25 protein-coding genes, 2 tRNA genes and 1 pseudogene are annotated in these 25,054 nt (G+C 64.0%); 13 read left to right on the top strand and 15 right to left on the bottom strand.

Annotated features, from left to right (window positions below):
• The first annotated feature begins 75 nt into the window (after window positions 1-75).
• On the top strand, window positions 76-246 hold the full coding sequence (locus USDA257_RS36540) for a hypothetical protein (protein ID WP_153297021.1): 171 nt from the start codon (window positions 76-78) through the stop codon (window positions 244-246).
• A gap of 10 nt (window positions 247-256) precedes the next feature.
• On the opposite strand, the gene USDA257_RS03265 is transcribed toward USDA257_RS36540, so the two are convergent.
• Window positions 257-333, bottom strand: a tRNA-Pro gene (locus USDA257_RS03265).
• A 287-nt stretch (window positions 334-620) separates the two neighbouring features.
• Between USDA257_RS03265 and USDA257_RS03260 the strand changes: the two genes are divergently transcribed.
• A complete protein-coding gene (locus USDA257_RS03260; RefSeq protein WP_014761450.1) occupies window positions 621-1,034 on the top strand; it encodes a hypothetical protein in 414 nt (137 codons plus the stop codon).
• A gap of 85 nt (window positions 1,035-1,119) precedes the next feature.
• On the opposite strand, the gene USDA257_RS35830 is transcribed toward USDA257_RS03260, so the two are convergent.
• Both USDA257_RS35830 and USDA257_RS03250 read right to left on the bottom strand, forming a co-directional pair.
• Window positions 1,120-1,278, bottom strand: coding sequence for a hypothetical protein (locus tag USDA257_RS35830; RefSeq protein WP_174900813.1), 159 nt, complete (start codon window positions 1,276-1,278; stop codon window positions 1,120-1,122).
• 185 nt (window positions 1,279-1,463) lie between these two features.
• Window positions 1,464-1,538 (bottom strand) — tRNA-Gln (locus USDA257_RS03250).
• Window positions 1,539-1,764: 226 nt separating this feature from the next.
• Between USDA257_RS03250 and USDA257_RS03245 the strand changes: the two genes are divergently transcribed.
• Both USDA257_RS03245 and USDA257_RS03240 read left to right on the top strand, forming a co-directional pair.
• Window positions 1,765-2,061, top strand: a complete 297-nt coding sequence (locus tag USDA257_RS03245; RefSeq protein WP_014761449.1) for a cupin domain-containing protein — start codon at window positions 1,765-1,767, stop codon at window positions 2,059-2,061.
• An 11-nt stretch (window positions 2,062-2,072) separates the two neighbouring features.
• Window positions 2,073-2,984: an MBL fold metallo-hydrolase gene (locus USDA257_RS03240; RefSeq protein WP_014761448.1), complete on the top strand. Its 912-nt coding sequence runs from the start codon at window positions 2,073-2,075 to the stop codon at window positions 2,982-2,984.
• A 6-nt stretch (window positions 2,985-2,990) separates the two neighbouring features.
• Here USDA257_RS03240 and USDA257_RS03235 read toward each other — a convergent pair whose 3' ends face one another.
• Window positions 2,991-3,899, bottom strand: a complete 909-nt coding sequence (locus USDA257_RS03235) for a DUF1499 domain-containing protein (protein ID WP_014761447.1) — start codon at window positions 3,897-3,899, stop codon at window positions 2,991-2,993.
• Window positions 3,900-4,156: 257 nt separating this feature from the next.
• On the opposite strand from USDA257_RS03235, the gene USDA257_RS03230 reads away from it, so the two are divergent.
• Window positions 4,157-4,546: a hypothetical protein gene (locus tag USDA257_RS03230; RefSeq protein ID WP_014761446.1), complete on the top strand. Its 390-nt coding sequence runs from the start codon at window positions 4,157-4,159 to the stop codon at window positions 4,544-4,546.
• A 179-nt stretch (window positions 4,547-4,725) separates the two neighbouring features.
• Window positions 4,726-4,971, top strand: a complete 246-nt coding sequence (locus USDA257_RS03225; RefSeq protein WP_014761445.1) for a hypothetical protein — start codon at window positions 4,726-4,728, stop codon at window positions 4,969-4,971.
• A 43-nt stretch (window positions 4,972-5,014) separates the two neighbouring features.
• Here the strand turns inward: USDA257_RS03225 and ppdK are convergent.
• The 5 genes and pseudogenes from ppdK to USDA257_RS03200 all read right to left on the bottom strand — a co-directional run bounded on the left by ppdK (window position 5,015) and on the right by USDA257_RS03200 (window position 13,274).
• Window positions 5,015-7,710: pseudogene (gene ppdK, locus USDA257_RS03220) on the bottom strand (pyruvate, phosphate dikinase).
• Window positions 7,711-7,857: 147 nt separating this feature from the next.
• Window positions 7,858-11,319, bottom strand: a complete 3,462-nt coding sequence (locus USDA257_RS03215; RefSeq protein WP_014761443.1) for a chromosome segregation SMC family protein — start codon at window positions 11,317-11,319, stop codon at window positions 7,858-7,860.
• Window positions 11,320-11,545: 226 nt separating this feature from the next.
• Window positions 11,546-11,755: a DUF559 domain-containing protein gene (locus USDA257_RS03210; RefSeq protein WP_014761442.1), complete on the bottom strand. Its 210-nt coding sequence runs from the start codon at window positions 11,753-11,755 to the stop codon at window positions 11,546-11,548.
• An 80-nt stretch (window positions 11,756-11,835) separates the two neighbouring features.
• On the bottom strand, window positions 11,836-12,645 hold the full coding sequence (locus USDA257_RS03205; RefSeq protein WP_014761441.1) for a DsbA family protein: 810 nt from the start codon (window positions 12,643-12,645) through the stop codon (window positions 11,836-11,838).
• 122 nt (window positions 12,646-12,767) lie between these two features.
• Window positions 12,768-13,274, bottom strand: a complete 507-nt coding sequence (locus USDA257_RS03200; protein WP_041413880.1) for a DUF721 domain-containing protein — start codon at window positions 13,272-13,274, stop codon at window positions 12,768-12,770.
• Window positions 13,275-13,364: 90 nt separating this feature from the next.
• Here USDA257_RS03200 and mutY point away from each other — a divergent pair, with 90 nt between their 5' ends.
• The 3 genes from mutY (at window position 13,365) to USDA257_RS03185 (ending at window position 16,339) form a co-directional block, all read left to right on the top strand.
• Window positions 13,365-14,453: an A/G-specific adenine glycosylase gene (mutY, locus tag USDA257_RS03195; protein ID WP_014761440.1), complete on the top strand. Its 1,089-nt coding sequence runs from the start codon at window positions 13,365-13,367 to the stop codon at window positions 14,451-14,453.
• A 56-nt stretch (window positions 14,454-14,509) separates the two neighbouring features.
• The gene (locus USDA257_RS03190) at window positions 14,510-15,172 is read left to right on the top strand and encodes an HAD family hydrolase (protein ID WP_014761439.1); all 663 of its coding nucleotides are present in this window, start codon (window positions 14,510-14,512) and stop codon (window positions 15,170-15,172) included.
• Window positions 15,173-15,301: 129 nt separating this feature from the next.
• Entirely contained in the window at window positions 15,302-16,339 is a 1,038-nt protein-coding gene (locus USDA257_RS03185) for a calcium-binding protein (protein WP_014761438.1), read from the top strand.
• 164 nt (window positions 16,340-16,503) lie between these two features.
• Here the strand turns inward: USDA257_RS03185 and USDA257_RS03180 are convergent, their stop codons facing one another.
• The 3 genes from USDA257_RS03180 to USDA257_RS03170 all read right to left on the bottom strand — a co-directional run bounded on the left by USDA257_RS03180 (window position 16,504) and on the right by USDA257_RS03170 (window position 18,438).
• Complete coding sequence (locus USDA257_RS03180; RefSeq protein WP_014761437.1) at window positions 16,504-17,634, bottom strand: site-specific DNA-methyltransferase; 1,131 nt, start codon at window positions 17,632-17,634, stop codon at window positions 16,504-16,506.
• Window positions 17,635-17,753: 119 nt separating this feature from the next.
• Complete coding sequence (locus USDA257_RS03175) at window positions 17,754-18,113, bottom strand: antibiotic biosynthesis monooxygenase family protein (RefSeq protein WP_014761436.1); 360 nt, start codon at window positions 18,111-18,113, stop codon at window positions 17,754-17,756.
• Between the two features lie 4 nt (window positions 18,114-18,117).
• A complete protein-coding gene (locus tag USDA257_RS03170; RefSeq protein ID WP_014761435.1) occupies window positions 18,118-18,438 on the bottom strand; it encodes an NIPSNAP family protein in 321 nt (106 codons plus the stop codon).
• Window positions 18,439-18,509: 71 nt separating this feature from the next.
• Between USDA257_RS03170 and USDA257_RS03165 the strand changes: the two genes are divergently transcribed.
• Entirely contained in the window at window positions 18,510-19,193 is a 684-nt protein-coding gene (locus USDA257_RS03165; protein ID WP_014761434.1) for a winged helix-turn-helix domain-containing protein, read from the top strand.
• Here the strand turns inward: USDA257_RS03165 and USDA257_RS03160 are convergent.
• Window positions 19,188-19,634 (bottom strand): DUF1284 domain-containing protein, encoded by a 447-nt coding sequence (locus tag USDA257_RS03160; protein ID WP_014761433.1) that lies wholly within the window; start codon window positions 19,632-19,634, stop codon window positions 19,188-19,190. The two genes, USDA257_RS03165 and USDA257_RS03160, sit on opposite strands and share 6 nt — an antisense overlap.
• 55 nt (window positions 19,635-19,689) lie before the next feature.
• Window positions 19,690-20,358: a GntR family transcriptional regulator gene (locus USDA257_RS03155; protein ID WP_014761432.1), complete on the bottom strand. Its 669-nt coding sequence runs from the start codon at window positions 20,356-20,358 to the stop codon at window positions 19,690-19,692.
• A gap of 171 nt (window positions 20,359-20,529) precedes the next feature.
• Between USDA257_RS03155 and USDA257_RS03150 the strand changes: the two genes are divergently transcribed.
• Both USDA257_RS03150 and USDA257_RS03140 read left to right on the top strand, forming a co-directional pair.
• Window positions 20,530-21,225 (top strand): HAD family hydrolase, encoded by a 696-nt coding sequence (locus USDA257_RS03150; protein WP_014761431.1) that lies wholly within the window; start codon window positions 20,530-20,532, stop codon window positions 21,223-21,225.
• A 269-nt stretch (window positions 21,226-21,494) separates the two neighbouring features.
• A complete protein-coding gene (locus USDA257_RS03140) occupies window positions 21,495-22,601 on the top strand; it encodes a branched-chain amino acid ABC transporter substrate-binding protein (protein WP_014761429.1) in 1,107 nt (368 codons plus the stop codon).
• Window positions 22,602-22,704: 103 nt separating this feature from the next.
• Here the strand turns inward: USDA257_RS03140 and USDA257_RS03135 are convergent, their stop codons facing one another.
• Entirely contained in the window at window positions 22,705-23,220 is a 516-nt protein-coding gene (locus USDA257_RS03135) for a hypothetical protein (protein WP_041413879.1), read from the bottom strand.
• 423 nt (window positions 23,221-23,643) lie between these two features.
• Here USDA257_RS03135 and thrC point away from each other — a divergent pair, with 423 nt between their 5' ends.
• Complete coding sequence (thrC, locus tag USDA257_RS03130; RefSeq protein ID WP_174900812.1) at window positions 23,644-25,050, top strand: threonine synthase; 1,407 nt, start codon at window positions 23,644-23,646, stop codon at window positions 25,048-25,050.
• Window positions 25,051-25,054: the final 4 nt, after the last annotated feature.

Below are 25,054 nucleotides of genomic sequence, written 5' to 3'. Positions count from 1 at the left end.
GCGGCCCCTTTTTCATGCGCCGTTGGTGCCGGAGCACCAGGCTAGGAGACACCGGAGGAGGCCTTTCACGGCCGCATGATGAAGATAGAGGCATTCGCCAGAAAGCACCGGCTGGAGGAGGAGGAGGAGGAGGAGGAGGAGGAGGCGCATCGCCTTGAAGAAGCGTTCGGCATTGCCGCGCCCCAATTGCGCGTCGAGCGATATCGGCCCGCGCGGCATCGGGGGATCGAAGAGACAGCTAAGTGATTGATTTGGCTGGTCGGAGTGGCAAGATTCGAACTTGCGACCCCCACGTCCCGAACGTGGTGCGCTACCAGACTGCGCTACACTCCGTGACCAGCGGCGCCTCTATAGAACAGCATTTTCGTTTTCACAAGCGCCTAACGGAAAAAAGCACCCGCCCCGTTCAAAAAAATAGCCGGCGGAAGACCGCTCGGGCTCTCGCCCATGCGTGGCAATAGGGCGTTTCTGCAACGCTTCGGATTTTCCTCGATCGCAAGGTCGCGCACCGATTTTCTTTCGTCGCTTTTGGCGCTAGAGCCTCCGGGATCGCAAGGAAATCCGGGGAATGCCCGCCTTCCGCGCCGCAGAATTCGAGCACAGACCAAAGGGACAGAGACATGAATTTCCGCATGACGACGGCGGCCGGCATTGCGCTGGTCCTTGCCGGCTGCACGACGACGACGGGGGTGGCGCGAAACGCTGTCGAAAAGCGGTGGCTCGGCCAGCCCGCCGGCACCTTTTTCGCCCAGTTCGGCCCGCCGCTTTCCGACGTCGAAACGGGCAACGACACCGTCTATAGCTGGAAGGGCGGCTACAAGACCCGCCGGATCCCGGCCGAATACGAAAGGACCGCCGACGGCAAGCGCGGCAAGCGCATCGCGGCCGCCCGCACCGAATATCTGAGTTGCGCCGTACAACTCACCGTCTCCTCCGACTACGTCATCCGCTCGATCCGCATCGCCGGCGACCGCAAGCGCCCCAATGGCCCGAGCTGGTGCGAGGAATTCCTGGGTGGCGCCAAGGCGGAGTAAGGGACGCCGCAGGCCTGCTGCAGAGGTATGCAAAGCCCGCCGGCCTATATCGGCGGGCTTTTTTTGCAACGGAAGCGCGGAAGTCTCATCTCACCATGAATGTGATGATGCCAGCATTGGCGATGGCCTCGGGAATGTTCCAGCGCGAGAGAACGGCGAAGGACCTATTGAGCCCGCTGCCGACGAAGAAAACCAGGATCGAGATCGTGAAAGTCAGAAATGCCGGAACCTGCAATGCTGACATGCCGCCCCCCTCTACGGTTGCGCCGCCAACCATAGGCGCCTTGTTGCGGACGACAAAGCAGCGGACGGGAACGTGCCTACCAGCGTATGGCAGTCGTGTACGACAATTGCTTTGCGACAGAACCCAAATTGGGAAGTCTGGCAATTAGAAAAAAAGCCTTGGATTCTTGACCTGAAAGGGAAGCTTGGCTGGGGCGCCTGGATTCGAACCAGGGGATGGCGGTACCAAAAACCGCTGCCTTACCGCTTGGCTACGCCCCAATTTGAAGCTGGCAAGACGTCAGCTCGCCAGATCGAGCGCCTGATTAGCAAAGCTCGTGCAGGCTCACAATGCTTAACTTCGCTTTGCGTGCATATTTTGATGATGGAACCTGACTGTGCAGCCAGCCGTCAGTGCAAAGGCGGTCGAACGCGATGAAACCCGGTGGCTGAGCCCGTTTCCTCGCGCCCGGCTTTGGCCTATTGTCGCCCGCAAATGGAGACCTCGATGAGCCAGTTTCGCGCCCGCCCGCCTGCCGTCCCGACCGTTCTCGTCGATGACCCGGTGGTGCGGATCATCCGCTGGGACTTCGAACCGGGTGCCGATACCGGACACCACGTCCACGGCCTTGGCTATGTCGTCGTGCCGATGACGGACTGTGCGTTCCTGCTGGAAGAGGAAGGCGGCAGCCGCCGGATCGATGTCGCAAAGGGCGCCGCCTACCGGCGCGATGCGGGCGTCGCCCACAATGTCGTCAATGCGGGCAACGAACCGATGTCCTTCATCGAGATCGAATACAAGTGAAGGCGAGACGCATGCAGGGACCGGAATTCGACCTCGATTTCAAGCCCGCCCACGGCGAGGCGGTGACGGTGGCCGCGGGCGTTGAGCGCATCACCGTCAACAATCCCGGCCCCTTCACCTTTCATGGCACCAACAGCTACATCGTCGGCCGCCGCTCGGTCGCGGTGATCGATCCGGGGCCGGAGGACGAGGCGCATTTCCATGCGCTGATGACGGCGCTCGAAGGGCGCGAGGTGACGCATATCGCCGTCAGCCACACCCATCGCGACCACTCGCCCCTCGCCCGCCGTCTCAGGGAAGCGACCGGAGCCATTGTCGTCGGCGAAGGGCCGCACCGGGCCGCCCGCCCCTTGCACGCCGGCGAAACCAACCCCTTCGCCGAAAGCTCGGACATGGAGTTCGTGCCAGACATCGCCCTTCATGACGGCGCACGGATCGAGGGCGACGGCTGGAGCCTGACGGCGATCGCCACGCCGGGACACACCGCCAATCACATGGCCTTCGGCCTCGGCGGCACCGGCATTCTCTTCTCCGCCGATCACGTGATGGCCTGGGCGACGACCATTGTCGCACCGCCGGACGGTGCCATGGCCGACTACATGGCCTCGCTCGACAAGCTGCTCCTGCGCGACGACCGGCTCTACCTGCCCGGCCACGGCGGCCCGGTCAGCGAGCCTGCCTCCTTCCTGCGGGCGCTCAAAGCGCATCGAAAGATGCGCGAACGCGCCGTGCTGGAACGGCTGCGCGCCGGAGACCGGAAGATCCCGGACATGGTGAAGGTAATCTACGCCTCGACCGATCCGCGGCTGCACGGCGCGGCGGCGCTGTCGGTGCTCGCCCATATCGAGGACCTGATCGAGCAGGGCCGCATCGAGACCAACGGCGCCCCGTCGCTCCTTGGCGAATACCGACCGGTGACCTGAGCGAGCTTAGTCTCCAGCAATCCCCAGGAGTTCCGCGTCAAGCGCGCGCAGGAAGTCTTCCGCAAACATGGCACCCATGCCGAGATCGTGCTGGCCATAACGCGAGGCGACGCGCAGGTCGACAAGCGTCGTCTCCGCCTCCTCGCGCAGCCGGATCAGCACGTCGAAGCGAAAGCCGACGATTAGCGTGCGCCATTCGCCCTGCAGCACGATATCGCTCGAGCGCCGCCCGGGAATGCCGCCATCGATGTCGGGCTCCGGGCGCGTGGCCGGGACGGGAATGGCCTCCGGTTCCCTGTTCGTATCTGCGCCCGGGCCGGCACCGACGGCGAGATCCTCGAGATCGGCGCGTGCGTTCTCGACGCCGAGCTCCGCGGTAATGCCGATGCGCGTCTCCTCGACGACCTTGCGGACGCCCTGGAAAACGCGGTCGAGAGCGCCATCGTAGCGCCGTCCCGTAAGCCCCGGATAGGCAGAGATCTGCGCTTCGCGATCCTCGGGCGCCGCCATAGGCCTGCGCTTGATCCAGCTCTCCTCGGCGACCGGCGTCTTGATCCAGGGCGGCGGCGTTACCGTATCGGTGCTGACATCATAGATCGCCGGCCGCGCCAGATATTGCACGGCGCCATAGCCGAAGAAGCCGAGCGGAAGCGCCGAATAGAAGAGCGCCGAGACGGAAGCCGTCCCGCCGATTGCCGCCACCTTCCAGAGGCGCGTAAGACCAACGGCCGCAAGCAGCACGGCTGTCAGGGCAAAGGCAACGGCGAAGCCGGCGAGCGCCAGAAAATGCGGCGTCGTCAGCGGACCGAAGCGGTGCGCGGCAAGCGACAGCACGAAAACCACGAAACCGATGCGGGCAAACCTGCGCGCCCAGTGGGCAGCATGCGAATAGGGACGCTCGTACCGGACCATCATGAAACGGAATCAATCCCCGCGGCAAAGACCTCGCCTTCTTAGACCATGGCCGTTTGCCTGGGAACTACCTGCCTTCACACGCATTGAATTCGTCCAAAAAGGGTATGAGCGCAGCAGTTGTACTTCTGCCGCAAATTCGCCATTCTCGTTAACCAGTTATTTCAGCTCGACCATTCCGGCCTAGGTCCTGACCTGCCGGATGGAGGCATCGGCCAGCGCCCGGGGGAGTTGAGGCGCGGTGACAACGGAGAGAGATCATGACCGCATCGGAGACACGCTCGGAGATCGCCGCCCCTGCCCCACCGCTCCCCGGTGGAGATGCTGCCCTTCCAATGGCGCTGCTCGAGCTTGAACTCTCGCTCGACCGCTTCTCGGGCAGCAAGGACGATTTTTCGTCCTTTGTCCGCACGGTGGCGGACGATGTCGGCGGCGAGTTGCTTTTCGTCCTGCCTGCCTCCGGCCTCGTTGACAATTGCCTTACGATCGCCGTCCTTCGCCATAGCCAAACCGATGGCCAGACGCCGGCGATCCTGTTCGTCTGCCTCGATGAGGACGCAAGCTCGATCCGCGTCGAGCAGCCGAGCGAGCGCACCGCCGGTCTTACCAGCTTCGCCGATGCCTTCGTCGACGTGCTCGAGCGGATCTGAAGCAAACCCGAGATTGATCGCCATCGTGCAGCGGACGGATGATATTCTTGTTTCCGTTGTATCGCGCCTGCGGACAGTTGCTCATGGGTCCCGCTCTGCTGCAACGTCATTACGCAGAGAGACGAAGTGACACCCCGCCGATTTCTGTTCCGCGAGCGAGCGCCGATCAGGAGGCAGGAATGACCATGATGACAACGAGACTGCTGACACTCGCCGCTGCAGGGTTGGTTCTCGCCGGGTGTCAGACGATGACGCAGCAGGAGCGGCGCGCAAGGGACGAAACGACCTGCGCCTCCTACGGCTTTCGCCGCGGCACGGATGCGTTTGCGACCTGCCTGCAGCGCATAGAACTCGACCGTCGCGCCGAGTCGCGCGCCTTCCGCTACGACAACGACTTCCTGATGCGCCGGCCCTATTATTGGTAGTGACGCGAAAGCTGTTGGAGGCAGAGGCGAGCGTAGAAAGCCGTCAACTTGCCGCGAGCGCCAGCGTCTCCGCCTTGCCGTTGCCGTTGATCGCCGCCTGTGCGGCCGCCAGCCGGGCGATCGGCACGCGGAAGGGCGAGCAGGAAACGTAGTCGAGACCGGCCTCCTCGCAGAAGCGGATCGAAGCGGGATCGCCGCCATGCTCACCACAAATGCCGAGCTTCAGGCCGTTCTTGGTGCGGCGACCGCGTTCGGCCGCGAGCTGGATCAGCTCGCCCACCCCGTCGAAGTCGAGCGAGACGAACGGATCCTGCTCGATGATGCCCTTCTGCTGATAAGTGGCGAGAAACTGGGCCGCGTCGTCGCGCGAAATGCCGAAGGTGGTCTGCGTCAGGTCATTGGTGCCGAAGGAGAAGAAGTCGGCCGCCTCAGCAATGACATCGGCGCGCAGAGCCGCCCGCGGCAGTTCGATCATTGTTCCGACCAGATAGTCGATGCCGATGCCGGACTCGCCGATCACCTCCTTGGCGACCGCATCGATCCGTTCCTTGACATAGTCGAGTTCCGCGCGCAGCCCGACGAGCGGCACCATGATCTCGGGAACCACCGGTGCGCCGGTGACGCGCGCCGCCTCCACGGCCGCCTCGAAAATGGCGCGCGCCTGCATTTCGGCGATTTCCGGATGCGAGATGGCCAGGCGGCAGCCGCGATGGCCGAGCATCGGATTGAACTCGTGCAGCGCATCGACGCGCTGGCGCAGATGCGCCGAATCGAGCCCCAGGACGCCGGCGACTTCGGCGATTTCCTCGTCGGTCTTCGGCAGGAATTCGTGCAGCGGCGGATCGAGCAGGCGAATCGTCACCGGCAACCCATGCATGATCGAGAAGAGTTCGACGAAGTCGGAGCGCTGCATCGGCAACAGCTTTGCAAGGGATGCGCGCCGGCCCTCCTCGTCCTCGGCGAGGATCATCTCGCGCATCACATTGATGCGGTCGTCCTCGAAGAACATGTGCTCTGTGCGGCAGAGTCCGATGCCTTCGGCTCCGAAGGAGCGGGCGGCGCGCGCGTCGGCCGGCGTTTCGGCATTGGTGCGCACCGTCATGCGGCGGCTTTGATCGGCCCATTGCATGATCTTGCCGAAATCGCCCGAAAGCTCCGGCTGCAGCATGGCAATCTCGCCCTTCAGCACCTGCCCGGACGATCCGTCGATGGTAATCACGTCGCCCTTCTTCAGGGTCACGCTCGCGGTGATCAGGAGTTCGGCGCGCTGATCGACGCGGATGCTGCCGGCGCCGGAGACGCAGGGCGTGCCCATGCCGCGGGCGACGACGGCGGCGTGGCTCGTCATGCCGCCCCGCGTCGTCAGGATGCCCTGAGCCGCATGCATGCCGTGGATATCCTCCGGGCTCGTCTCGACGCGAACCAGGATCACCTTGCGCCCTTCCTTGACGGCATGCACCGCTTCCTCGGAGGTGAAGACGATCTCGCCCGTCGCCGCGCCCGGCGAGGCCGGCAACCCCGAGCCGATGATATCGCGGCGGGCATGCGGGTCTATGGTCGGATGCAGGAGCTGGTCGAGCGATGCCGGATCGATGCGCACCACCGCCTCTTCGTTCGAGATCAGGCCTTCTTCGGCCATGTCGACGGCGATCTTCAGCGCCGCCTTGGCGGTGCGCTTGCCGGAACGGGTCTGCAGCATCCAGAGCTTGCCCCGCTCGATGGTGAATTCGAGGTCCTGCATGTCGCGGTAGTGGCGCTCTAGCGTCTGGCAGATGGTTTCGAACTCGATGAAACCCTCCGGCATCAGCTTTTCCAGCGACGGCTTGTCCGAGCCGGACGCGATACGCGCGGCCTCGGTGATGTTCTGCGGCGTGCGGATGCCGGCGACGACGTCCTCCCCCTGGGCATTGACCAGGAACTCGCCGTAAAGCTCCTTCGCGCCGGTCGACGGGTTGCGCGTAAAGGCGACGCCGGTTGCAGACGAATTGCCGAGATTGCCGAACACCATCGCCTGGACATTGACGGCGGTGCCCCAGGCGGCCGGAATGCCGTGCAGATGGCGGTAGGTTATGGCGCGCGGGTTCATCCAGCTCGAGAAGACCGCGCCGATCGCGCCCCAGAGCTGGGTCTCGGGATCCTGCGGAAAGGGTTCGCCGAGCACCTCCTCGATCGCCTCCTTGTAGCGCGAGATGACATGCTGCCACTCGACGGCCGAAAGCTCCGGGTCCTGCTCGTGGCCGAGCCGCCCCTTCTCTTCCTCGAGGATCTCCTCGAAGATCTCGTGATCGACGCCCAATACGACGTCGCCATACATCTGGATGAAGCGGCGGTAGCTGTCATAGGCGAAGCGCGCGTCGCCGGCGTCATGCCCCAGGGCGTGCACCGACTGGTCGTTGAGGCCGAGATTGAGAACCGTATCCATCATGCCGGGCATAGAGGCGCGGGCGCCGGAACGAACGGAGAGAAGCAACGGACGGGCGGTATCGCCGAAAACGCGTCCGGTGATCTCTTCCATTCGGGCAATGCCGTCGCGCACCTGCTCGCGCAGGCCTTCGGGCATCGTCCGGCCGTTGTCGAAATAGCTGTTGCAGGCATCCGTGACGATCGTCAGGCCGGGGGAACGGGCAGGCCGAGATTGCACATTTCGGCAAGGTTCGCGCCCTTGCCTCCGAGCCTGTTGCGATCCCCCGCACTTCCTTCGGCCTTGCCTCCGCCGAAGGTGTATACCCATTTCGTCATGCCTGTTCTCCACCCAGAAACAGTTTCGATGACGGTCTACAGTATATGGTTCGGCCTGAAAATGCACTCGGCGAAGATTTTTGCTGCAGTGCATCAAAAATGCAGCGGCGCGTGGTCGGATGCCTAATTTTCGAAGGATCGCGGCTGTCAGACTGCTTCGCGCAGGCGCTCGGCCGTCTGCAGATCGACGGAGACGAGCTGCGACACACCCTGTTCGGCCATGGTGACGCCGAACAGGCGGTTCATGCGGGCCATGGTGATCGGGTTATGGGTGATGATGATGAAGCGCGTCTGGGTCGAGGCCGCCATTTCATCCATCAGGTTGCAATAGCGCTCGACATTATGATCGTCGAGCGGTGCATCGACTTCGTCGAGCACGCAGATCGGTGCCGGATTGGTGAGGAAGACGGCGAAGATCAGCGCCATCGCCGTCAGCGCCTGCTCGCCGCCGGAAAGCAGCGTCATCGTCTGCGGCTTCTTGCCGGGCGGTCGGGCGAGGATTTCGAGACCGGCCTCGAGCGGATCGTCGCTCTCGATCAGCTGCAGCTCCGCCGTGCCGCCGCCGAAGAGGTGGGTGAAGAGCCGCTGGAACTGGACATTGACCACGTCGAAGGCGGCAATCAGCCGTTCACGCCCCTCGCGATTGAGATTCTGGATGGCGCTCCTCAGCTTGCGGATCGCCTCGATGACGTCGTCGCGCTCCTTGAGGAGCGCCGCCAGCCGTTCGGAAAGCTCCTTTTGTTCCTCGTCAGCCCGCAGGTTGACGGCGCCGAGGCGCTCCCGCTCGATCTTCAGCCGCTCGAGTTCCCGCTCGATGGTGCGCATGTCGGGCAGCACCGCGTCGACGGCCAGTCCCGTCAGGCGCATCGCGTCGTGTGGTGCACAGGAAAGCGCCTCCAGGATGCGGGCCTCGATCTCGACGCGCCGTTCGCGCGCCGAGACGAGCCGCTCCTCGGCCCGGCCGCGCTTCTCGCGCCCTTCGGCAAGCTCCGAAAGCGCCGTCGCCGCGAGGCGATCGGCTTCACGCTGGCGGGTCTCCGCCTCCGCGAGGACGTCGGCCGCCTGCCGGCGCGCCGTCTCCGCCTTCTGCAATTCGTTCATCAGGGCGCGACGCTTCTCCTCGAACTCGTCGGGCGCGTCGATAAGTTCCTCGACCTCCTCGCGCGCCTCCGCCTCGCGGTCGCGGAGCGTGGCGATGTGCTCCTCGGCGCTCGCCGCGCGCGCCCGCCAGGTCTCGCGTTCCCCGGCAATTGCCGTGAGCCGGCGCAGACGCGCCTCGTTTTCGCGGGCGAGACCATCATGCGCCGCACGCACTTCGGCGACCGCGGCACGGTCCGCAGCAACGTCCGCCGTCCGGGTGCGCAGCCGCAACTCGAGTTCCGAGAGGTCGGGCGCCTCGGCCAGCGCATCGTTCGCCGCCTCGATTTGCTCGGCCACCTCTTCGACCTGGGCCTCGAGTTGAAGCTTCGTCTCGGCGAGCACGGCGCGGCGGCGGGCGAGGTCGCCCGAGGCGCGTTCGGCTGCCGCAAGAGCGTCGCGCGCCTCCGCGAGCTGCCTGGAAATCATCCTCTGGGCATCGCGCGACAGGCGGAGCCGCTCGTCCTCGGCGCGAATGCGCGCGCTGGCGGCGGCGAGATCCGCCTCCGCCTGGCGCAAGGCCACGGCTGCATCCTCGGCCTCCGCCTCGAGCTCGGAAAGGCGGTTCTTCTGGGCGAGCCTGAGGGCAGCGGCGCTCGGCGCCTCCGATCCGGTCACGTGACCATCCCACCGCCAGACCGCGCCTTCCTTCGTCACCAGCCGCTGGCCGGACTTCAAGAGCGGCAGCAAGCGCTCGGCCTCCGTCTCGCTTTCGACGATGCCGATCTGGCGGAGCGTGCGCCCGAGCGCCTCAGGGGCGCTGACATAATCGCTCAACGGCACCGCGCCCGCGGGCAAGGCAGGATCGTCCGCGTGGTCGCCGGGCATGCGCCAGTGGGAGGCTGCCGCCTGCTCCAGCGGCGAATCGAGGTCATCGCCCAATGCGGCGCCAAGCGCCGTCTCGAAGCCGCGCTCGACTTTGATGTCCTCGACGACCGCCGGATAGGTGCTGGTGCCGGTGGCCTCAAGCATCCGGCGAATCGTCCGGGCCTCCGTCTCGATACCGTTCAGCCGTGCCCGTGCCTGATCGACGGGAGCGCGAGTGGCCGCTTCCTCGGCTCGCGCTTCGGCAAGGCTCTCCTCGACGGAGACCACCACCGCCTCGGCCTCCTCCAGCGCCGCTTCCGCCGCCTCCACCTGTCCCTGCTTCTCGTGCGGGTCGGGGAGTGCTGCCATCTGGCGATCGAGGCCTTCGAGGTCGCGCGCCTGCTCGGCGAGCTGACGGGCAAGGCGGCCCTGCCGCTCGGAGAGATCGCGCAGCGTCCTGTCGAGCTGATTGCGCGCCGCTTGCGCTTCGGCGCGCTCGGCGGTCAGCCGGGCCAGATCCGCCTCACTGCCAGAAAGCCTTTCATTGGCTTCCTCCAGCTTGTCGCGCGCCTCCGCGGCGCGATCGTCCGCCTCCGCAAGAGCCTCCCTGAGGTCATCTTCCTCCTGGTCGAGGCGGGCGAGAATGCCGGCATTGTCGGCGATGAGCCGCTCCTCGCGGGCGATATCCTCGGCAAGCTGCGAAAGCCGCCGCTGCAATTCGTCGCGACGGCGCAGGATGCGCCCCGCATCCTCCTCGAGCTGCGCACGGGCGATCTGCAGGCGCTGCAGCGCTGCTGCGTGCTTCGCCTCGTTCTCGCGCAGTTCCGGCAGCTTGAGGCTGGCGATCGCCTGGTGCTTGGCCGCCTCCATCTGCGCCTGCGCCTTCTCGGCAACGAGCGCGGTGATCTGGTTCAGCTGACTTGACGCCTCGGCTTCCGCTTCCTTCGCCTGTACCCAGCGAATGTGGAACAGGATCGCCTCGTGCCGGCGGATTTCCGCCGACAGCATCTTGAAGCGGTTGGCCTGGCGCGACTGGCGCTTCAGGCTTTCGATCTGGCTTTCGAGCTGCGAGGTGACGTCGTCGAGCCGTTCGAGATTGGTCTCTGCCCCCTTCAGCCGTAGTTCGGCCTCATGGCGGCGCGAGTGCAGGCCGGAAATGCCGGCCGCCTCTTCGAGCAATTGCCGGCGTGCCTGGGGCTTTGCGGCGATCAGCTCGCCGATCCGTCCCTGCCCGACCATCGACGGCGAACGGGCGCCGGTCGACGCGTCGGCGAAGAGCAGCTGGACGTCCTTGGCCCGCGCCTCCTTGCCGTTGATCCGGTAGACCGAACCCTGCTCGCGCTCGATGCGGCGCGTCACCTGGATTTCGTCGCTGTCGTTGAAGGCGGCCGGCGCGGTGCGGTCGCCATTGTCGAGATAGAGACCCACCTCTGCAGTGTTGCGCGCCGGCCGGTTGCCCGATCCGGAAAAGATCACGTCGTCCATGCCGGAGGCGCGCATGTTCTTGTAGGAGTTCTCCCCCATCACCCAGCGTAGCGCCTCGACGAGATTCGACTTGCCGCAGCCATTCGGGCCGACGACGCCGGTTAAGCCGCGCTCGATGATGAATTCTGTCGGTTCGACGAAGGACTTGAAGCCGAGCAGGCGAAGCTTGTTGAATTTCATGGGCGGGACACTGGGGTGGACAGCGAGTGCCCCCCTCTGCCCTGCCGGGCATCTCCCCCACAAGGGGGGAGATCGGCAAGAAGCACGGCTTTCCGCGACATTAAGGTCGCAGACGCCGTCGATCCAAGCGAAAGGTATTTGGTCGACCGGAACATCACCGCTTGCGAATCTCCCCCCTTGCGGGGGAGATGCCCGGCAGGGCAGAGGGGGGTGAGCCACGAGCGCCTCACTCGAAAGCCCCCTTCCCGATCACCCGCACGATGTGCTCGCATACATTGTCGATGTAGCCCGCGATGGGAACCTGGCGGCGAAAACCAAGACCCATCAGTCGATGAGCGCGCAATTCGTTCCAGAGCTTCAGCTCGGCCCCAGCCATTGAGGCCCGCATACGACGTGCATTGGCGCGGGTTTTCGGAATGACGTCAGCGTGAGGCATGACGAGACCTCACCCTGTAGGGCATGGAAAAAACGGGCGCACGGCCGCCGCCGTCGCCCGTTGTCAGAAAAAGCGATGGATCAGAGCTTGCTGTCGATGAGGGCCGACAGAACGTCAACCGACATGTCCCCCGAATAGTGCTCGCCATTCACGAAAAAGGTCGGTGTCGACTTCACTCCGAACTCCTTGGCGCCGCGCTGCATGACTGCGTTCACATCATCCAGAAGTTTTTGGTTCGTCAAGCAGGCCTCGAAGCTCTCCTGTGTAAAACCGGCCAGTTTCGACATCTGCAACAGCGCATCGCGGCCGTTTTCCGCGGCGGCCCATTGTTCCTGCTGCTTGAACAGCATGGAGATCATCGGGAAATACTGTCCTTCCGGTGCGCAGCGCGCCAGCATGAAGGCCGCCGCGGCGCGTGGATCGAACGGGAACTCGCGGACGATGAAGCGCACCTTGCCGCTGTCGACATATTTCGCCTTGATGGCATCGAAGGTCTTGTTGTGGAAGTTGGCGCAGTGCGGGCAGGTCATCGACATGTATTCGACGATCGTCACCGGCGCATTGGCCTCGCCCAGCGCCATTTCCGGCAGTGCCCCCGGCTCCATCAGCTTCGTGACGTCGACGCTGCCTTCCGCCTGCGGCAGCTCGGCCTTGGCGGCCGGAGCGGCGGCCTGCGCCATTTCGGTGCCGGCGGGCTTCGCCGGATTAACAGCCGGCGCCGTATTGGTGGAGCCGGTGGTTGTTGCATCCGCACTCGCCGACGTTTCGGTCGGCGCCTTGGAAGCCGCCTCCTTCTGTTCGTCGCTGCAGGCTGCGAGCACGAGGGCGATCGCCGCGACAGCTGCACCGCTGAGGAGGCGTTTCGGAAGGCTCAGTTCGGAAGCGGACATGAATTCGACCCGTGTTCTAGGAGGGGAAAACTGGAGTGCGATTTCGATAACTTGCCGCGCGCAAGGCGGCAAGGGGTGGTTTCTCAACTGAATTCAAAGAAATGTGACCACCTGATGGTGAATTACTTCCGGCGCTCAGACATTACGGCCGTGCCGAGCCGCTTCAGCGCCGCCCTCAGCGCCTCGCTCTCGATGCCTTCGACCATGGTGTCGAGCCGGCGGGCCGGTTCGCCGGTCAGCGGGCGCGGCCGTCGGTAGGGCTTGGGCGGAGCCGCGACCGGCTTCTGGACGATGCGCAGCTGGCCGATCGCATAGAAGCCGAAGAAGCCGTTGATGCGCTGGATCAGTTCGCCCTGGGCATGGGTGAGGAAGAGTGCCCTGGCGCCCTCACAGGCGACCGTCAGCACGCCGGGCTGGTAGCCGCCATCGCTACCGATTTCGGAGGCGCGGCGCGGCCAGGCGATCTTTTCCGGCCGCGTGCAATCGGCAAATTCCGCGCCGGCGATCTCGTCCCAGGAGCCAAGCAGCATCGTGTTGATGCCGGCGCGCTTGGCCAGCACCGGATCGATCAGTCCGTTTGCAACCTCGCTGATCTGGACGACGCCCTTGCGGGACTTCTGTTGACTCACCGGAACGACTTTCTGTTCGCAACTTCGATCGAGCCTTGAAGCTCGGGCGGGCGTCGGCCAAGTATAGGCCAGAAAAGGACTCCCCGGCAAATGACGCTGAACAGCTTGAAGGCGACCGAGGCCGCCCCCCTCCTGCTCGACTGGTACGACCGCCATCACCGCGATCTGCCTTGGCGTGTCTCGCCGTCGATGGCCGCTCGCGGCGCCGTTGCCGACCCCTACCATGTCTGGCTCTCCGAAGTCATGCTGCAACAGACCACGGTGCAGGCGGTCAAGGCCTATTTCGACAAGTTTCTGACGCTCTGGCCGACGGTGGAAGACCTTGCCGCGGCCGAGGCCGAAGACGTGATGAAGGCCTGGGCCGGCCTCGGCTACTATGCCCGGGCGCGCAATCTGAAGAAATGCGCCGAGGCGGTGGCGCGCGAGCATGGCGGCCGCTTCCCGGATACCGAAGAGGGGTTAAGGTTACTCCCCGGCATCGGCGACTATACGGCTGCCGCGATCGCGGCGATCGCCTTCAATCGGCAGAGCGCCGTGCTCGACGGCAATGTCGAGCGGGTGATCTCCCGCCTTTTCGCGATCGAAACGCCGCTGCCCGCGGCCAAGCCGGACATGCGACGGCTTGTCTCGGAACTAACGCCCCATGACCGGCCCGGCGATTTCGCGCAGGCGATGATGGATCTCGGTGCGACGATCTGCACGCCGAAGCGGCCGGCCTGCGCGCTCTGTCCCTTCCGCGCAAGCTGTCTTGCGCTCGCTGTCGCCGACCCGGAAACATTTCCGCGAAAGGCGGCGAAGAAGGAAAGGCCGCTGCGCCTCGGCGCCGCTTTCGTGGCGATCGACAAGGCCGATGCCGTCTATCTGCGCAAGCGCGCCGAGACGGGCCTCCTCGGCGGCATGACCGAGGTGCCGGGCACCGATTGGACCGCACGCCGCGACGGCGAGACCTCAATCGAGGCGCAACCCTTCACGGCGGCCTGGGAGGCCTGCGGCACGGTCACCCATGTCTTCACGCATTTCGAGCTGCGCCTCTCGGTCTACCGCGCCAAAGTCGCGCAGGCCGGGGCGTGCGCCGAGGGCTGGTGGGAGCCGATCGCGTCGCTGAAGGCGCAGGCGCTGCCGACCGTCATGAAAAAAGCAATCGCGCAGGCTATACCGCATGCGTTCAAAGCGGTGTAATGCAGGGCACCTCACCTGCCGGTCGCTCGGTTTTCATAGTCATTCAGGAATAGCCCATGAGCAGCGTCGACATCCGCCACATCGTTTTCGACATCGGCAAGGTTCTTATCCATTACGATCCTCAGATCCCCTACTCCCGGATCATCCCGGACGAAGCGGAGCGCCGCTGGTTCTTCACCAATGTCTGCACCCACGACTGGAATATCGAACAGGATCGCGGCCGTTCCTGGGAGGAAGCCGAGACGCTCTTGATCCGGGATCACCCGGAGCGGGAAGAGCAGATTCGCGCCTTCAGGCGGCACTGGCACGAAATGGTGTCGCATGCCTATGGAGACAGCGTCGCACTGATGGAAAGGCTGATCGCCGAGGGGCGCGACGTGACGATGCTCACCAATTTCGCCTCCGACACGTTTCGCGAGGCGCAGAAGCGCTTTCCGTTCCTCACCCTGCCGCGCGGCGTGACGGTTTCCGGCGACGTCGGCCTGATCAAGCCGGACATCGAGATCTACAGGACTCACGCCCGGACCTACGGCCTGGAGCCCGCCGCGACGATCTTCATCGACGACAGCCTGGCCAATGTGGAAGGCGCCCGGGCCGCCGGCTGGCATGCCGTACATTTCACCGATGCCCAAAGGCTGAGAATCGATCTCGCCGCTTATGGCGTGCAACCGTTGGCTGATCTTGATGACCTCGGTCCGGCAGTGGCGACACCGGCCTGATCGCGTGATTTTCGCATCGAACGGGCTCGGTGAATTCACGAAAACGCCGCAATCGGTTCACCCGCCATTCAGCTTCCTTACTCCATGATCCGCGTTAGATTTCAACGCCTTCCCTGAAAAGGTCTAGCAATGGTAACGCGCATCTACGGTACGAACTTCGCCGATATCCTCAAGCAGAACGGCTATATCTCGGTCGAGATCCATGCCTATGACGGCGACGATGACATCTACCTGAACAGGACCGACAGCTACGGCGGCTACAACTTTGTCGACGCGGGCTATGGCAACGACCTCGTGGTGAACTCCTACGAAGGCGGCAACGACATCTACATGGGCGCCGGCAACGACATATATGTCGCCGACATCCGGTCACGCGATACGAGCTCCTACGACGTCGTCTACGGCGGCAGCGGCAACGACCGCTTCGAGATCGACGGCTATGCCAGCGACTATTACGGCGAGAGCGGCAACGACACCTTCCTCTCGGCCGGCTTCAACAACTATTTCAACGGCGGCACCGGCATCGACTCGATCAGCTATCAGTTCCAGGACGACTGGAGTTCGGAGCGCGGCAAAGGCGTCACGATCGACCTCGGCTACAAATACGCGACCACCGGCACCGGCCGGCGCGAGGACCTGATCAGCATCGAGAATGCCACGGGCACCAATTACGGCCATGACGACATCACCGGCAGCTCGGTCGCTAACACGCTGCGCGGGCTTGGTGGCCACGACATTCTCGAAGGTCTTGGCGGCGACGATTTCCTCGACGGCGGCAGCGGCGACGACGACCTCTATGGCGGTTCGGGTGCCGACATCCTGCGCGGCGGCACCGGCTTCGACTATCTGGTCGGCGGCACCGGCATCGACAGTTTCGATTTCAACGCGATCGGCGAATCGGCCGTCGGTTCCCGCCGCGATGTGATCACCGATTTCCACCGTTCCGAATTTGACGTCATCGACCTTTCGACGATCGACGCGGACACGACCTGGAGCGGCAATCAGAAATTCACCTTCATCGGCGGCAGCGCCTTTTCGGGCGACGCCGGCCAGTTGAACTTCCGCTCCGGCGTCCTGTCCGGCGACGTCAATGGCGACGGCTATGCCGACTTCCAGATCAAGGTCAATGGCGTCACCAGCCTGAGGGTCGACGACTTCTTCCTCTGACGCTTCACATCCGATGCTAAGCCCTGCCGCTTGAACACGGCGGGGCTTTCTCATACAAACGCCCGGAATCCTCACGGATTCCGGGCGTTTAAAGCTCTCCTTCCGGGACTGAAGGTACAAAACCGGGCGGAGCGCTTTTCGAAGACCCAGGCGGAACTGGTTGATCAGTTCAGTTTTGCCAGGTCATTTCGAATGACGGATCTGAGTTCGTCGATCGGCTTCAAGGTCTTCCCTTCTTCGAAATGCCAGAAGGTCCATCCGTTGCAGGCGTCGAGGCCCTGGACCTTGGCGCCGAGGCGGTGGATCGATCCGGCCTCGCCGCCGGAAGCCAACGTGCCGTCGGCGCGGACGATCGCGCTATAGCGGCGCTTGGCGTCCGTCAGCACCGTGCCGGGCTTGATCAACCCGCTTTCGACGAGCGTGTTGAAAGCCACGCGCGGCTCGGCTTTCTTGCCGGTCATGACGGAAAGCGTCGCCTTGCCGAGCGGTTCGACCGCGGCGATGCGTTCGGCGGCCGCATCGATATAGTCCTGCTCGCGCTCGATGCCGACGAAATGGCGGCCGAGGCGCTTGGCGACGGCGCCGGTGGTGCCGGAGCCGAAGAAGGGATCGAGCACCACGTCGCCGGGTTTGGTCGAGGCCATCAGGATGCGGGCGAGCAGCGCTTCCGGCTTCTGGGTCGGATGCACCTTCTTGCCGTCATCGCCCCTCAGGCGCTCGGAGCCGGAGCAGATCGGGAACAACCAGTCGGAGCGCATCTGGATATCGTCGTTGGCGGCCTTCATCGCTTCGTAGTTGAAGGTGTAGCCCTTCGCCTTGGCATTCGGCGTCGCCCAGATCAGCGTCTCATGGGCGTTCTGGAAGCGGCGGCCCTTGAAGTTCGGCATCGGGTTGGTCTTGCGCCAGATGACGTCGTTCAAGATCCAGAAATGCAGGTCCTGCAAGATCGCGCCGACCCGGAAGATATTGTGATAGGAGCCGATCACCCAAAGCGTGCCGGTCGGCTTCAGGACGCGGCGGCAGGCCAGCAGCCAGGCGCGGGTGAAGGCATCATAAGCCTCGAAGGAGGCGAACTGGTCCCATTCGTCATCGACCGCATCGACCAGCGACTGGTCGGGCCGGTGCAGCATGCCGCCGAGTTGGAGATTGTAGGGCGGATCGGCGAAGACGACGTCGACCGAATTGTCGGGAAGCGCGTTCAGCGCGGCCACGCAATCCCCCTTGATGATGCTGTCCAGCCAGCTCAGCGGACGGGCGGCACGGGAGATTTCGGCAAGCGAAACAACTGAAGACATGGGCAACTCGCAAATACGCTTACTCGGGACTGACTATAGCACTCATGGTTACCGAAGATGGTTACCAAAGCCTGAAGGCTGTCCGGAAAAGTTCGCGTCGCTGCAGGTGCCGCCCTCGTTCAGGCGGCACGGTCCTTGTCGTGCCATTGCCGGCTGTCCGCCGGCACCTCCTCACGATCGTCAAGACCGTAGTCCCGGACGACCGCGGCGATCCTGAGGCGATAGTCGGCGAAAACGCCATTCCGCCCCGCAGCCTGCGCCGCGCGATGCTCGGCGCCGTTACGCCACGCCTTCACCGCCGCCTCGTCGCGCCAGAAGGAGAGCGACAAGAGTTTGTTCGGATCGGCAAGGCTCTGGAACCGCTCGATTGAGATGAAGCCGTCGATCCCGTCCAGAAGCGGACGCAGGTCGGCGGCGAGCCCGAGATAGGTGCCGCGCTTGCCGTCAGCCGGCAGGACTTCGAAGATCACCGCAATCATCGCATCATTCCTTTGCCAGTGGCAGGGAGACGTTTTTCAGGAAGATACGGTCCTCCTTGAGGATGAAACGCTCACGGCGAGCAAACTCGTAATTCTCACGCCCAAGCGGATCGGCGGCAAGACGCGCCCGATAGGCCTCGTAGGCGGCGAGGCTTTCGATATTGTAGACGCCGTAGGCGGTCGTTGCCGAGCCTTCGTGCGGGCCGAAATAGCCGATGAGATCGGCGCCTGAGCGTGGAATAGCCTTACCCCAATTGCGGGCATAGGTGGCGAAATCTTCCTTTCGGAACGGATCGATCTCGTAGCGAATGAAGCAGGTGATCATGGCTTTCTCCTTGTTGATCGGCGCCATTATGCCCGCTTGCCCGTCAGCGATGCTTCGATTACGATCGAACTATGAAGGAAGGTCCGGATATAGCCCTGATCGGATCGCTGATCGGCGATCCTGCGCGCGCCAACATGCTGACGGCGCTCATGGGCGGTCAGGCGCTAACGCCGACGGAGCTTGCAGGTGTGGCCGGCATCACGCTGCAGACCGCTAGCTCGCATCTCGCCAAGCTCGAGGCAGGCGGGCTGGTCACGCAGCGCAAGCAAGGCCGGCACCGTTATTACGCCTTGAGCGAAGACGAAGTGGGGCTGATGCTCGAAAGCCTCATGGGCTTTGCCGCGAGCCGCGGTCTGACGCGCCACCGGCCGGGCCCGAGAGACCCGGCGCTGCGTAAGGCGCGCGTGTGCTACAACCATCTCGCCGGCGACTACGGCGTACGCATGTTGGACAGCCTGATTGCGGCCCGTGAGATCGAGATGGCTGGCGGTGACGACCTCGCGCTGACCGATGCCGGCCGCACCCGAATGGAGGCACTTGGCATCGACTATGCGGCACTCAAGAAATCCCGCCGGCCGATCTGCCGAACCTGCCTCGACTGGAGCGAACGCCGTTCGCATCTCGCCGGCTCGCTCGGCGAGGCACTGCTCACGCTTTTCACCGACAGGGGCTGGGCGAAACGCGAGAAGGACAGCCGCGCCATCCGCTTCACAGAGAGGGGCGAAGAGGCCTTCCTCGCGCTTTTTCCGCTATAGCCGTTTCGCGGTGGATGACGGCTTGGCCTGGACAAGCGTGCCGCCGAAGCCGTCGCGCGCAATGCGCGTGCATAGCGGCGACCATTCGCAATCCTCGCAGGCGGTCCGGACGGTGCCGACTGCGAACGAGGCACGCATGCGCTCCAGGCGATCGCCGTCAAGAACAAGTACCGAGCCGGCTTTCAACGAAATGCCAAGAAGGTCGGTGACGGCAGCAAGGGCCTTCCCGTCACGATCAAGAACGCTGTCGTTCCGGCAATGGGCTTCGCGCACATCCAGCATGGGCGCGCAGATATCGTCCGGCCCCTCGACGATTTCGATCGCCTCGCCGGACGAAAGGCGGCCGGCGATCCGGAGATAGTTGCGAGTGAATGCGGGCGTATAGCCTTCACCTACGAAGGTCAGCAGACACAGAAGATGATGGCCGCGCAGGCGAACCATTGGCAGGTCTCACCGCTTACGAACTTGCTCATTCGGAGTTTACGACAGATTGCGGCTACCCGACGATAGAAAAGGCGTCGCGGACTTCCCCGCCCGCGGTCTTGACCGGCGTCTTGCCGATCCAGCCGACATGGCGCTCGAGTATCGAGGCGGCCTCCTCGCCCCTTCCCTGACGCAGGGCCGCAAGAATTGCGCGGTGGTCGTGATCGGTGCGGGCCTCCCAACTGGAGCGCCAGGCGGAGAAGAGGAAACGGGCGCTCGCCGCATGAAGATCGTCGATGGCGGCAAGCAGGCGCGGCATGGCGCAGGGCTCGAGGATCAGCCGGTGGAAAGCGCGATTTGCTGCCTCCCAGCTGCGCACGTCGCGCGATTTGTCCGCCGCAACCGTTGCCGCTTCGGCCCGATCGAGAATGGCGGGCGCCAGGTGAGGTATGGCATGGCGGAGCGCAAGCACCTCCAGCGCCGCGCGCATCTCGGCAACCTCGCGCACCTCCTTGAGATCGAAGGAGGCGACGCGCACGCCGCGGCGCGGTTCGCTGACGGCAAGGCCTTGCGCCTCCAGGCGCCGGAAGGCTTCGCGCACGGGCACGTGACTGGCGCCGAATTCCTCGGCGACATGGTCCTGACGCAACCGCTCGCCCGGTGACAGGGCGCCGGAGATGATCCTCTCGGCAAGCGCCCGGCTGATCCGGCTTGCAAGTGTGTCGTCATGTTCCTTTGTCATGCACTACAGATAGAGGTGCTGCCCGGGCCTGTCGAGCAAGGCGCAACCTGCGCAAGACGATTTCCAAAGGTTGAGCTTTGATCTGCCATCGTATAAATCTGCCGGGATCCAATTTTCCCGCCGCACCAGACCCCTCCCCTGCCAGCGGCGCCCCTCTCCCAAGGACGCAAAATGACTGGATTTGACCTCATCATCTTCGACTGCGACGGCGTTCTCGTCGATTCGGAAATCATCGCCTCGGAAGTCGAGGCAGGACTCCTGACCGAGGCCGGTTACCCGATCAGCGTCGAAGAAATGAGCGAGCGCTTCGCCGGCATGACCTGGCGCGACACGCTGCTGGCAATCGAGAAGGAAGCCAGCATCCCGCTTTCCGCTTCGTTGATCGACCGCGTCGACACCATTCTCGACCAGCGGCTCGCCCGCGACGTCAAGATCATCGACGGCGTCAAGCCCGTGCTGCTGCAGCTGGCGCTGCCGCACTGCATCTGCTCGAACTCGACCTCGGCGCGGCTCGCGACGATGCTCGGCAAGGTCGGCATTCAGGAGCATTTCGGCAAGCACATCTATTCGGCGCGCGATCTCGGCCCCGACCGGGTCAAGCCGAAGCCGGATATCTTTCTGCATGGCGCCGCCCAGTTCGGCGTCGATCCGGCACGCGTTCTCGTCATCGAGGATTCGGTGCATGGTGTCCATGCGGCCAGCGCCGCAGGCATGCGCGTCGTCGGTTTCACGGGCGGCTCGCACACCTATCCGTCGCATGCCGACAAGCTGACGGAGGCCGGCGCCGAGACCGTCGTCTCGCGGATGGCCGCCCTGCCGGGCGTCATCGCGGCACTCGCCGAGTGGTCTGAGGCTCTGACGGCCTGATCCTCACCGGGCCTGATTGCGCTTTGCTTCGGCGATCGCCGGCGCAAGAACCCTCGAACGACCCAGGCGCATGTTTGGCGAAGGACGGCGTGCCGCATTGAAGACGCATGCCCTCCTCCGAGAATCAGCGGGTTTTCGGACGGCGCGCGAGGTCTATATCAAGGTCGACCACTGCATGGTTCCGCTTCCGCAGCATGCAGCAGTTCAAAGTGCCACAGCGCCTTCGTGCATCCGGGCGCTGTAGCGGTTAATTCCAAGGAGAAAATACCATGCGTCTTTCACTATTGACCGGAATGACCTTGGCTGCCGGCGTCGCCTTCGCGCCGCTCGCCCATGCCGACATCACACTTGGCGTGATCACCCCTCTCACCGGCCCGGTCGCGGCCTTCGGCGAGCAAGTAAAGAACGGCGCCGAGGCAGCGGTCGAAGCCATCAACAATGCCGGCGGCATCAAGGGCGAGAAGATCGTCATCAAGATCGTCGACGACGCCGGTGAACCGAAGCAATCCGTCTCCGTCTCGAACCAGCTTGCCGGCGAAGGCGTGCGCTATGTCGTCGGACCGGTGCTTTCCGGCACGGCGATGCCGGCATCCGACGTGCTCGCCGAGAACGGCATCCTGATGGTCACGCCGACGGCAACCACGCCCGACCTCACCACGCGCGGGCTCTGGAACGTGCTGCGTACCTGCGGCCGCGACGACCAGCAGGCCGTCGTCGCCGCCGACTATGTGGTCAAGAACCTCAAGGACAAGCGCGTCGCCGTGCTGCACGACAAGGGTGCTTACGGCAAGGGGCTCGCCGACGGCTTCAAGGCTGCAATCAACGCGGGCGGCATCACGGAAGTCGTTTACGAGGGCCTGAACCCCGGTGAAAAGGATTTCAGCGCCATCGTCACGCGTCTCAAGGCCGAGAATGTCGACGTCGTCTATTTCGGCGGCTATCACGCCGAGGCCGGCCTGATGGTCCGCCAGATGCGCGATCAGGGGGTCAAGTCGCTGCTGATCGGCGGCGACGGCCTCTCCAACACCGAGTTCTGGGCGATCGGCGGAGACGCCGCCGAGGGCACGATCTACACCAATGCCAGCGACGCGACCCGCCACCCGGCCGCGGCCCCGGTGATCGAGGCACTGAACGCCAAGAACATCCCGGCCGAAGCCTTCACGCTCAATGCCTATGCCGCCGTCCAGGTCATCAAGGCGGGCATCGAGAAGGCGGGATCCGCCGACGATGCAACCGCGGTTGCGACGGCGATCAAGTCCGGCGAGGCGATCGACACCGCCATCGGCAAGCTGACCTATGGCGAAAGCGGCGATCTCACGTCGCCGAGCTTCTCGCTCTACAAATGGGAAGCCGGCAAGAGCGTCGCGGCCGAGTAACGGGTGCCGACGGGAAGAGCAGCGCCGGGGCAGTGCCCCCCGGCGTTTGGCTTTGGGCGGTGGATTGCAGCGGGACTCGCTCTTCCGCGGATGGCGATGCGGTCTACTGCTTCGCCTTTTGCGGCCCCTCGTCGAAGCCAACGAAGATCTTGGCATCGGTTCCGGCGCCGGCCGGCAGGGTGACATTCGCCTTTGTGAAGATGAATTGCGTGTTGGTGCTGCCCGGCGGGACCTCGACCGGATATTGCGTCAGTTCGGAATAGAGCGTCTTTTCGCCGTCGGTCGCTGCCACACGGATCGGCATCGTCAGCTTGCCCGGACCACCGGCGGGACCGGCCACGACGCGGCCCTGAGCGACCACCGTCACCGTCAGGGCGCCTTCGCTCTGCACGCATTGCCGCGTGGTGTCGGCAAGGGACGCCTGATAGACGACCTTGGTCGGGTCATCCTTCCCGCCCTTCGCATAGGTGCGATAGGAGGCGGTGCCGTCCCGCAGCGTTACAGGAGGGCAAGCCGCCTGGATCACGGCCGGCGTCGGCGCGGCCGCGTTGCCGCCAGATTCGATGGCGCCGCCGTCTTGCGTCTTGTTACAGCCTGCGACGACCAAAAGGACAGACATTGCGAGAAGATGGCGAGACACGTTGCACGACCCCTACTGAACCGGTGAAGCTTTGAGACCACAGCAACTGCGGCGCGTTAGGCCGAAGCTGTCGCGATCCCTTCCATGGCCGGAGCAGGAACCCATGCGCAATCCCCTCCTCCTCCAGACCGACGAACGGTGAAGGCCTTTCTCGGCCCTCGGGCATCGTCTATAGCAGCGGCAATTCGAAAAATCGACCGGTCGGGCGCCGCAAGCCCAAATTTCCGAAATGTTCGGAAATTTGCCATGGTGACAAGAATGGCCGCGCGATTTTTGGCGAACTGGAACAAATAGGTGGCCGGGCGGCGGTTCTCCCTTAAAGGACATGCAACGTCGGCGTGATAGCGCGCTAGGAAAGCGGACCGTCCGTCCCGCTGTAACACTGAGATGCGGTAACGAAGGATGAAGAAGGTGAAGTATATTTCGACGCGTGGGGAAGCAGCACCCCTCGGCTTCTGCGACGCTCTTCTGGCAGGACTTGCCCGTGACGGTGGTCTCTACCTGCCGAAGGAATGGCCGACCTTCTCGAAGAAGGAAATCCGGGCGCTGCGCGGCAAATCCTATCAGGAAATCGCTTTCGCCGTTCTCGAACCCTTCACGAATGGCGAAATCTTGGCGGCCAAGTTCCGCGAGATGATCGACGAGGCCTACGCCACCTTCCGCCATCCGGCCATTGCACCGCTCGTCCAGACCGGCCCCAACTCTTTCGTCATGGAACTCTTCCACGGTTCGACGCTCGCCTTCAAGGACGTCGCCATGCAATTGCTGGCCCGCCTCATGGACCATGTGCTTGCCGAGCGCGGCGAACGGGCGACGATCGTCGGGGCGACCTCCGGAGATACGGGAGGAGCCGCGATCGACGCTTTTGCCGGTCGGGAACGGACCGACATCTTCATCCTCTTCCCGCACGGCAAGGTCTCGCCGGTACAGCAGAGGCAGATGACGACCGCGGGCGCATCGAACGTGCATGCGATCGCCATCAAGGGAAATTTCGACGATTGCCAGAATCTCGTCAAAGCGATGTTCAACGACACGGCCTTTCGCGACCGCGTCAAGCTCTCGGGCGTCAACTCGATCAACTGGGCGCGCATCATGGCGCAGATCGTCTATTACTTCACGACGGCAATCGCGCTTGGCGGCCCTGACCGGAGGATTTCCTTCACGGTGCCGACCGGCAATTTCGGCGACATCTTCGCCGGCTATGTCGCCAAACGCATGGGCCTGCCGGTCGACAAGCTGATCATCGCGACCAACGAGAACGACATTCTGGCGCGCACGCTGAAGACCGGCCGCTACGAGATGCGCGAGGTCAAGGCGACGACCTCGCCCTCGATGGACATTCAGATCTCATCCAACTTCGAACGGCTGCTGTTCGAGGTCTATGGGCGCGAGGCTGAAGGGGTGCGCGCCGCAATGGCAAGCCTCAAGCAATCCGGATCCTTTGCAATCGCAGAGGGCGCACTAAAAAAAATTCGCAAGGAATTTCGCGCCGGCCGCGCCTCGGAAAAGCAGGTGGCCGCAACGATCCGCGACACGTTCGAGAAATCGGGCTATCTCCTTGATCCGCATACGGCAATCGGCGTCTGCGTCGCCGCCAGGCACGAGAAGCCATCGGCACCGATGGTAACGCTCGGGACCGCCCACCCCGCGAAATTTCCCGACGCCGTAAAATCGGCAAGTGGTATTGACCCCACGCTTCCGACGTGGCTTGCTGATCTCATGACTGGGGCGGAGCGTTTCGATATCCTGGATGCTGAGCTGAAAAAGGTCGAAACCTTCATCGGCGAGCGTACCCGCGTTCGGGAATAGAACG

Source organism: Sinorhizobium fredii USDA 257 (genome assembly GCF_000265205.3).
GTDB classification, from domain to species: Bacteria; Pseudomonadota; Alphaproteobacteria; order Rhizobiales; family Rhizobiaceae; genus Sinorhizobium; species Sinorhizobium fredii_B.
Note: the sequence above shows the minus strand (reverse complement) of the source record. Positions and strands in the feature narration are given on the sequence as shown.

Coding starts and splice junctions, on each gene's coding strand:
- USDA257_RS36540 (WP_153297021.1), top strand. CDS start 76: ATGATGAAGATAGAGGCATTCGCCAGAAAGCACCGGCTGGAGGAGGAG.
- USDA257_RS03260 (WP_014761450.1), top strand. CDS start 621: ATGAATTTCCGCATGACGACGGCGGCCGGCATTGCGCTGGTCCTTGCC.
- USDA257_RS35830 (WP_174900813.1), bottom strand. CDS start 1,278: ATGTCAGCATTGCAGGTTCCGGCATTTCTGACTTTCACGATCTCGATC.
- USDA257_RS03245 (WP_014761449.1), top strand. CDS start 1,765: ATGAGCCAGTTTCGCGCCCGCCCGCCTGCCGTCCCGACCGTTCTCGTC.
- USDA257_RS03240 (WP_014761448.1), top strand. CDS start 2,073: ATGCAGGGACCGGAATTCGACCTCGATTTCAAGCCCGCCCACGGCGAG.
- USDA257_RS03235 (WP_014761447.1), bottom strand. CDS start 3,899: ATGATGGTCCGGTACGAGCGTCCCTATTCGCATGCTGCCCACTGGGCG.
- USDA257_RS03230 (WP_014761446.1), top strand. CDS start 4,157: ATGACCGCATCGGAGACACGCTCGGAGATCGCCGCCCCTGCCCCACCG.
- USDA257_RS03225 (WP_014761445.1), top strand. CDS start 4,726: ATGACCATGATGACAACGAGACTGCTGACACTCGCCGCTGCAGGGTTG.
- USDA257_RS03215 (WP_014761443.1), bottom strand. CDS start 11,319: ATGAAATTCAACAAGCTTCGCCTGCTCGGCTTCAAGTCCTTCGTCGAA.
- USDA257_RS03210 (WP_014761442.1), bottom strand. CDS start 11,755: ATGCCTCACGCTGACGTCATTCCGAAAACCCGCGCCAATGCACGTCGT.
- USDA257_RS03205 (WP_014761441.1), bottom strand. CDS start 12,645: ATGTCCGCTTCCGAACTGAGCCTTCCGAAACGCCTCCTCAGCGGTGCA.
- mutY (WP_014761440.1), top strand. CDS start 13,365: ATGACGCTGAACAGCTTGAAGGCGACCGAGGCCGCCCCCCTCCTGCTC.
- USDA257_RS03190 (WP_014761439.1), top strand. CDS start 14,510: ATGAGCAGCGTCGACATCCGCCACATCGTTTTCGACATCGGCAAGGTT.
- USDA257_RS03185 (WP_014761438.1), top strand. CDS start 15,302: ATGGTAACGCGCATCTACGGTACGAACTTCGCCGATATCCTCAAGCAG.
- USDA257_RS03180 (WP_014761437.1), bottom strand. CDS start 17,634: ATGTCTTCAGTTGTTTCGCTTGCCGAAATCTCCCGTGCCGCCCGTCCG.
- USDA257_RS03175 (WP_014761436.1), bottom strand. CDS start 18,113: ATGATTGCGGTGATCTTCGAAGTCCTGCCGGCTGACGGCAAGCGCGGC.
- USDA257_RS03170 (WP_014761435.1), bottom strand. CDS start 18,438: ATGATCACCTGCTTCATTCGCTACGAGATCGATCCGTTCCGAAAGGAA.
- USDA257_RS03165 (WP_014761434.1), top strand. CDS start 18,510: ATGAAGGAAGGTCCGGATATAGCCCTGATCGGATCGCTGATCGGCGAT.
- USDA257_RS03160 (WP_014761433.1), bottom strand. CDS start 19,634: ATGGTTCGCCTGCGCGGCCATCATCTTCTGTGTCTGCTGACCTTCGTA.
- USDA257_RS03155 (WP_014761432.1), bottom strand. CDS start 20,358: ATGACAAAGGAACATGACGACACACTTGCAAGCCGGATCAGCCGGGCG.
- USDA257_RS03150 (WP_014761431.1), top strand. CDS start 20,530: ATGACTGGATTTGACCTCATCATCTTCGACTGCGACGGCGTTCTCGTC.
- USDA257_RS03140 (WP_014761429.1), top strand. CDS start 21,495: ATGCGTCTTTCACTATTGACCGGAATGACCTTGGCTGCCGGCGTCGCC.
- USDA257_RS03135 (WP_041413879.1), bottom strand. CDS start 23,220: ATGTCTGTCCTTTTGGTCGTCGCAGGCTGTAACAAGACGCAAGACGGC.
- thrC (WP_174900812.1), top strand. CDS start 23,644: ATGAAGAAGGTGAAGTATATTTCGACGCGTGGGGAAGCAGCACCCCTC.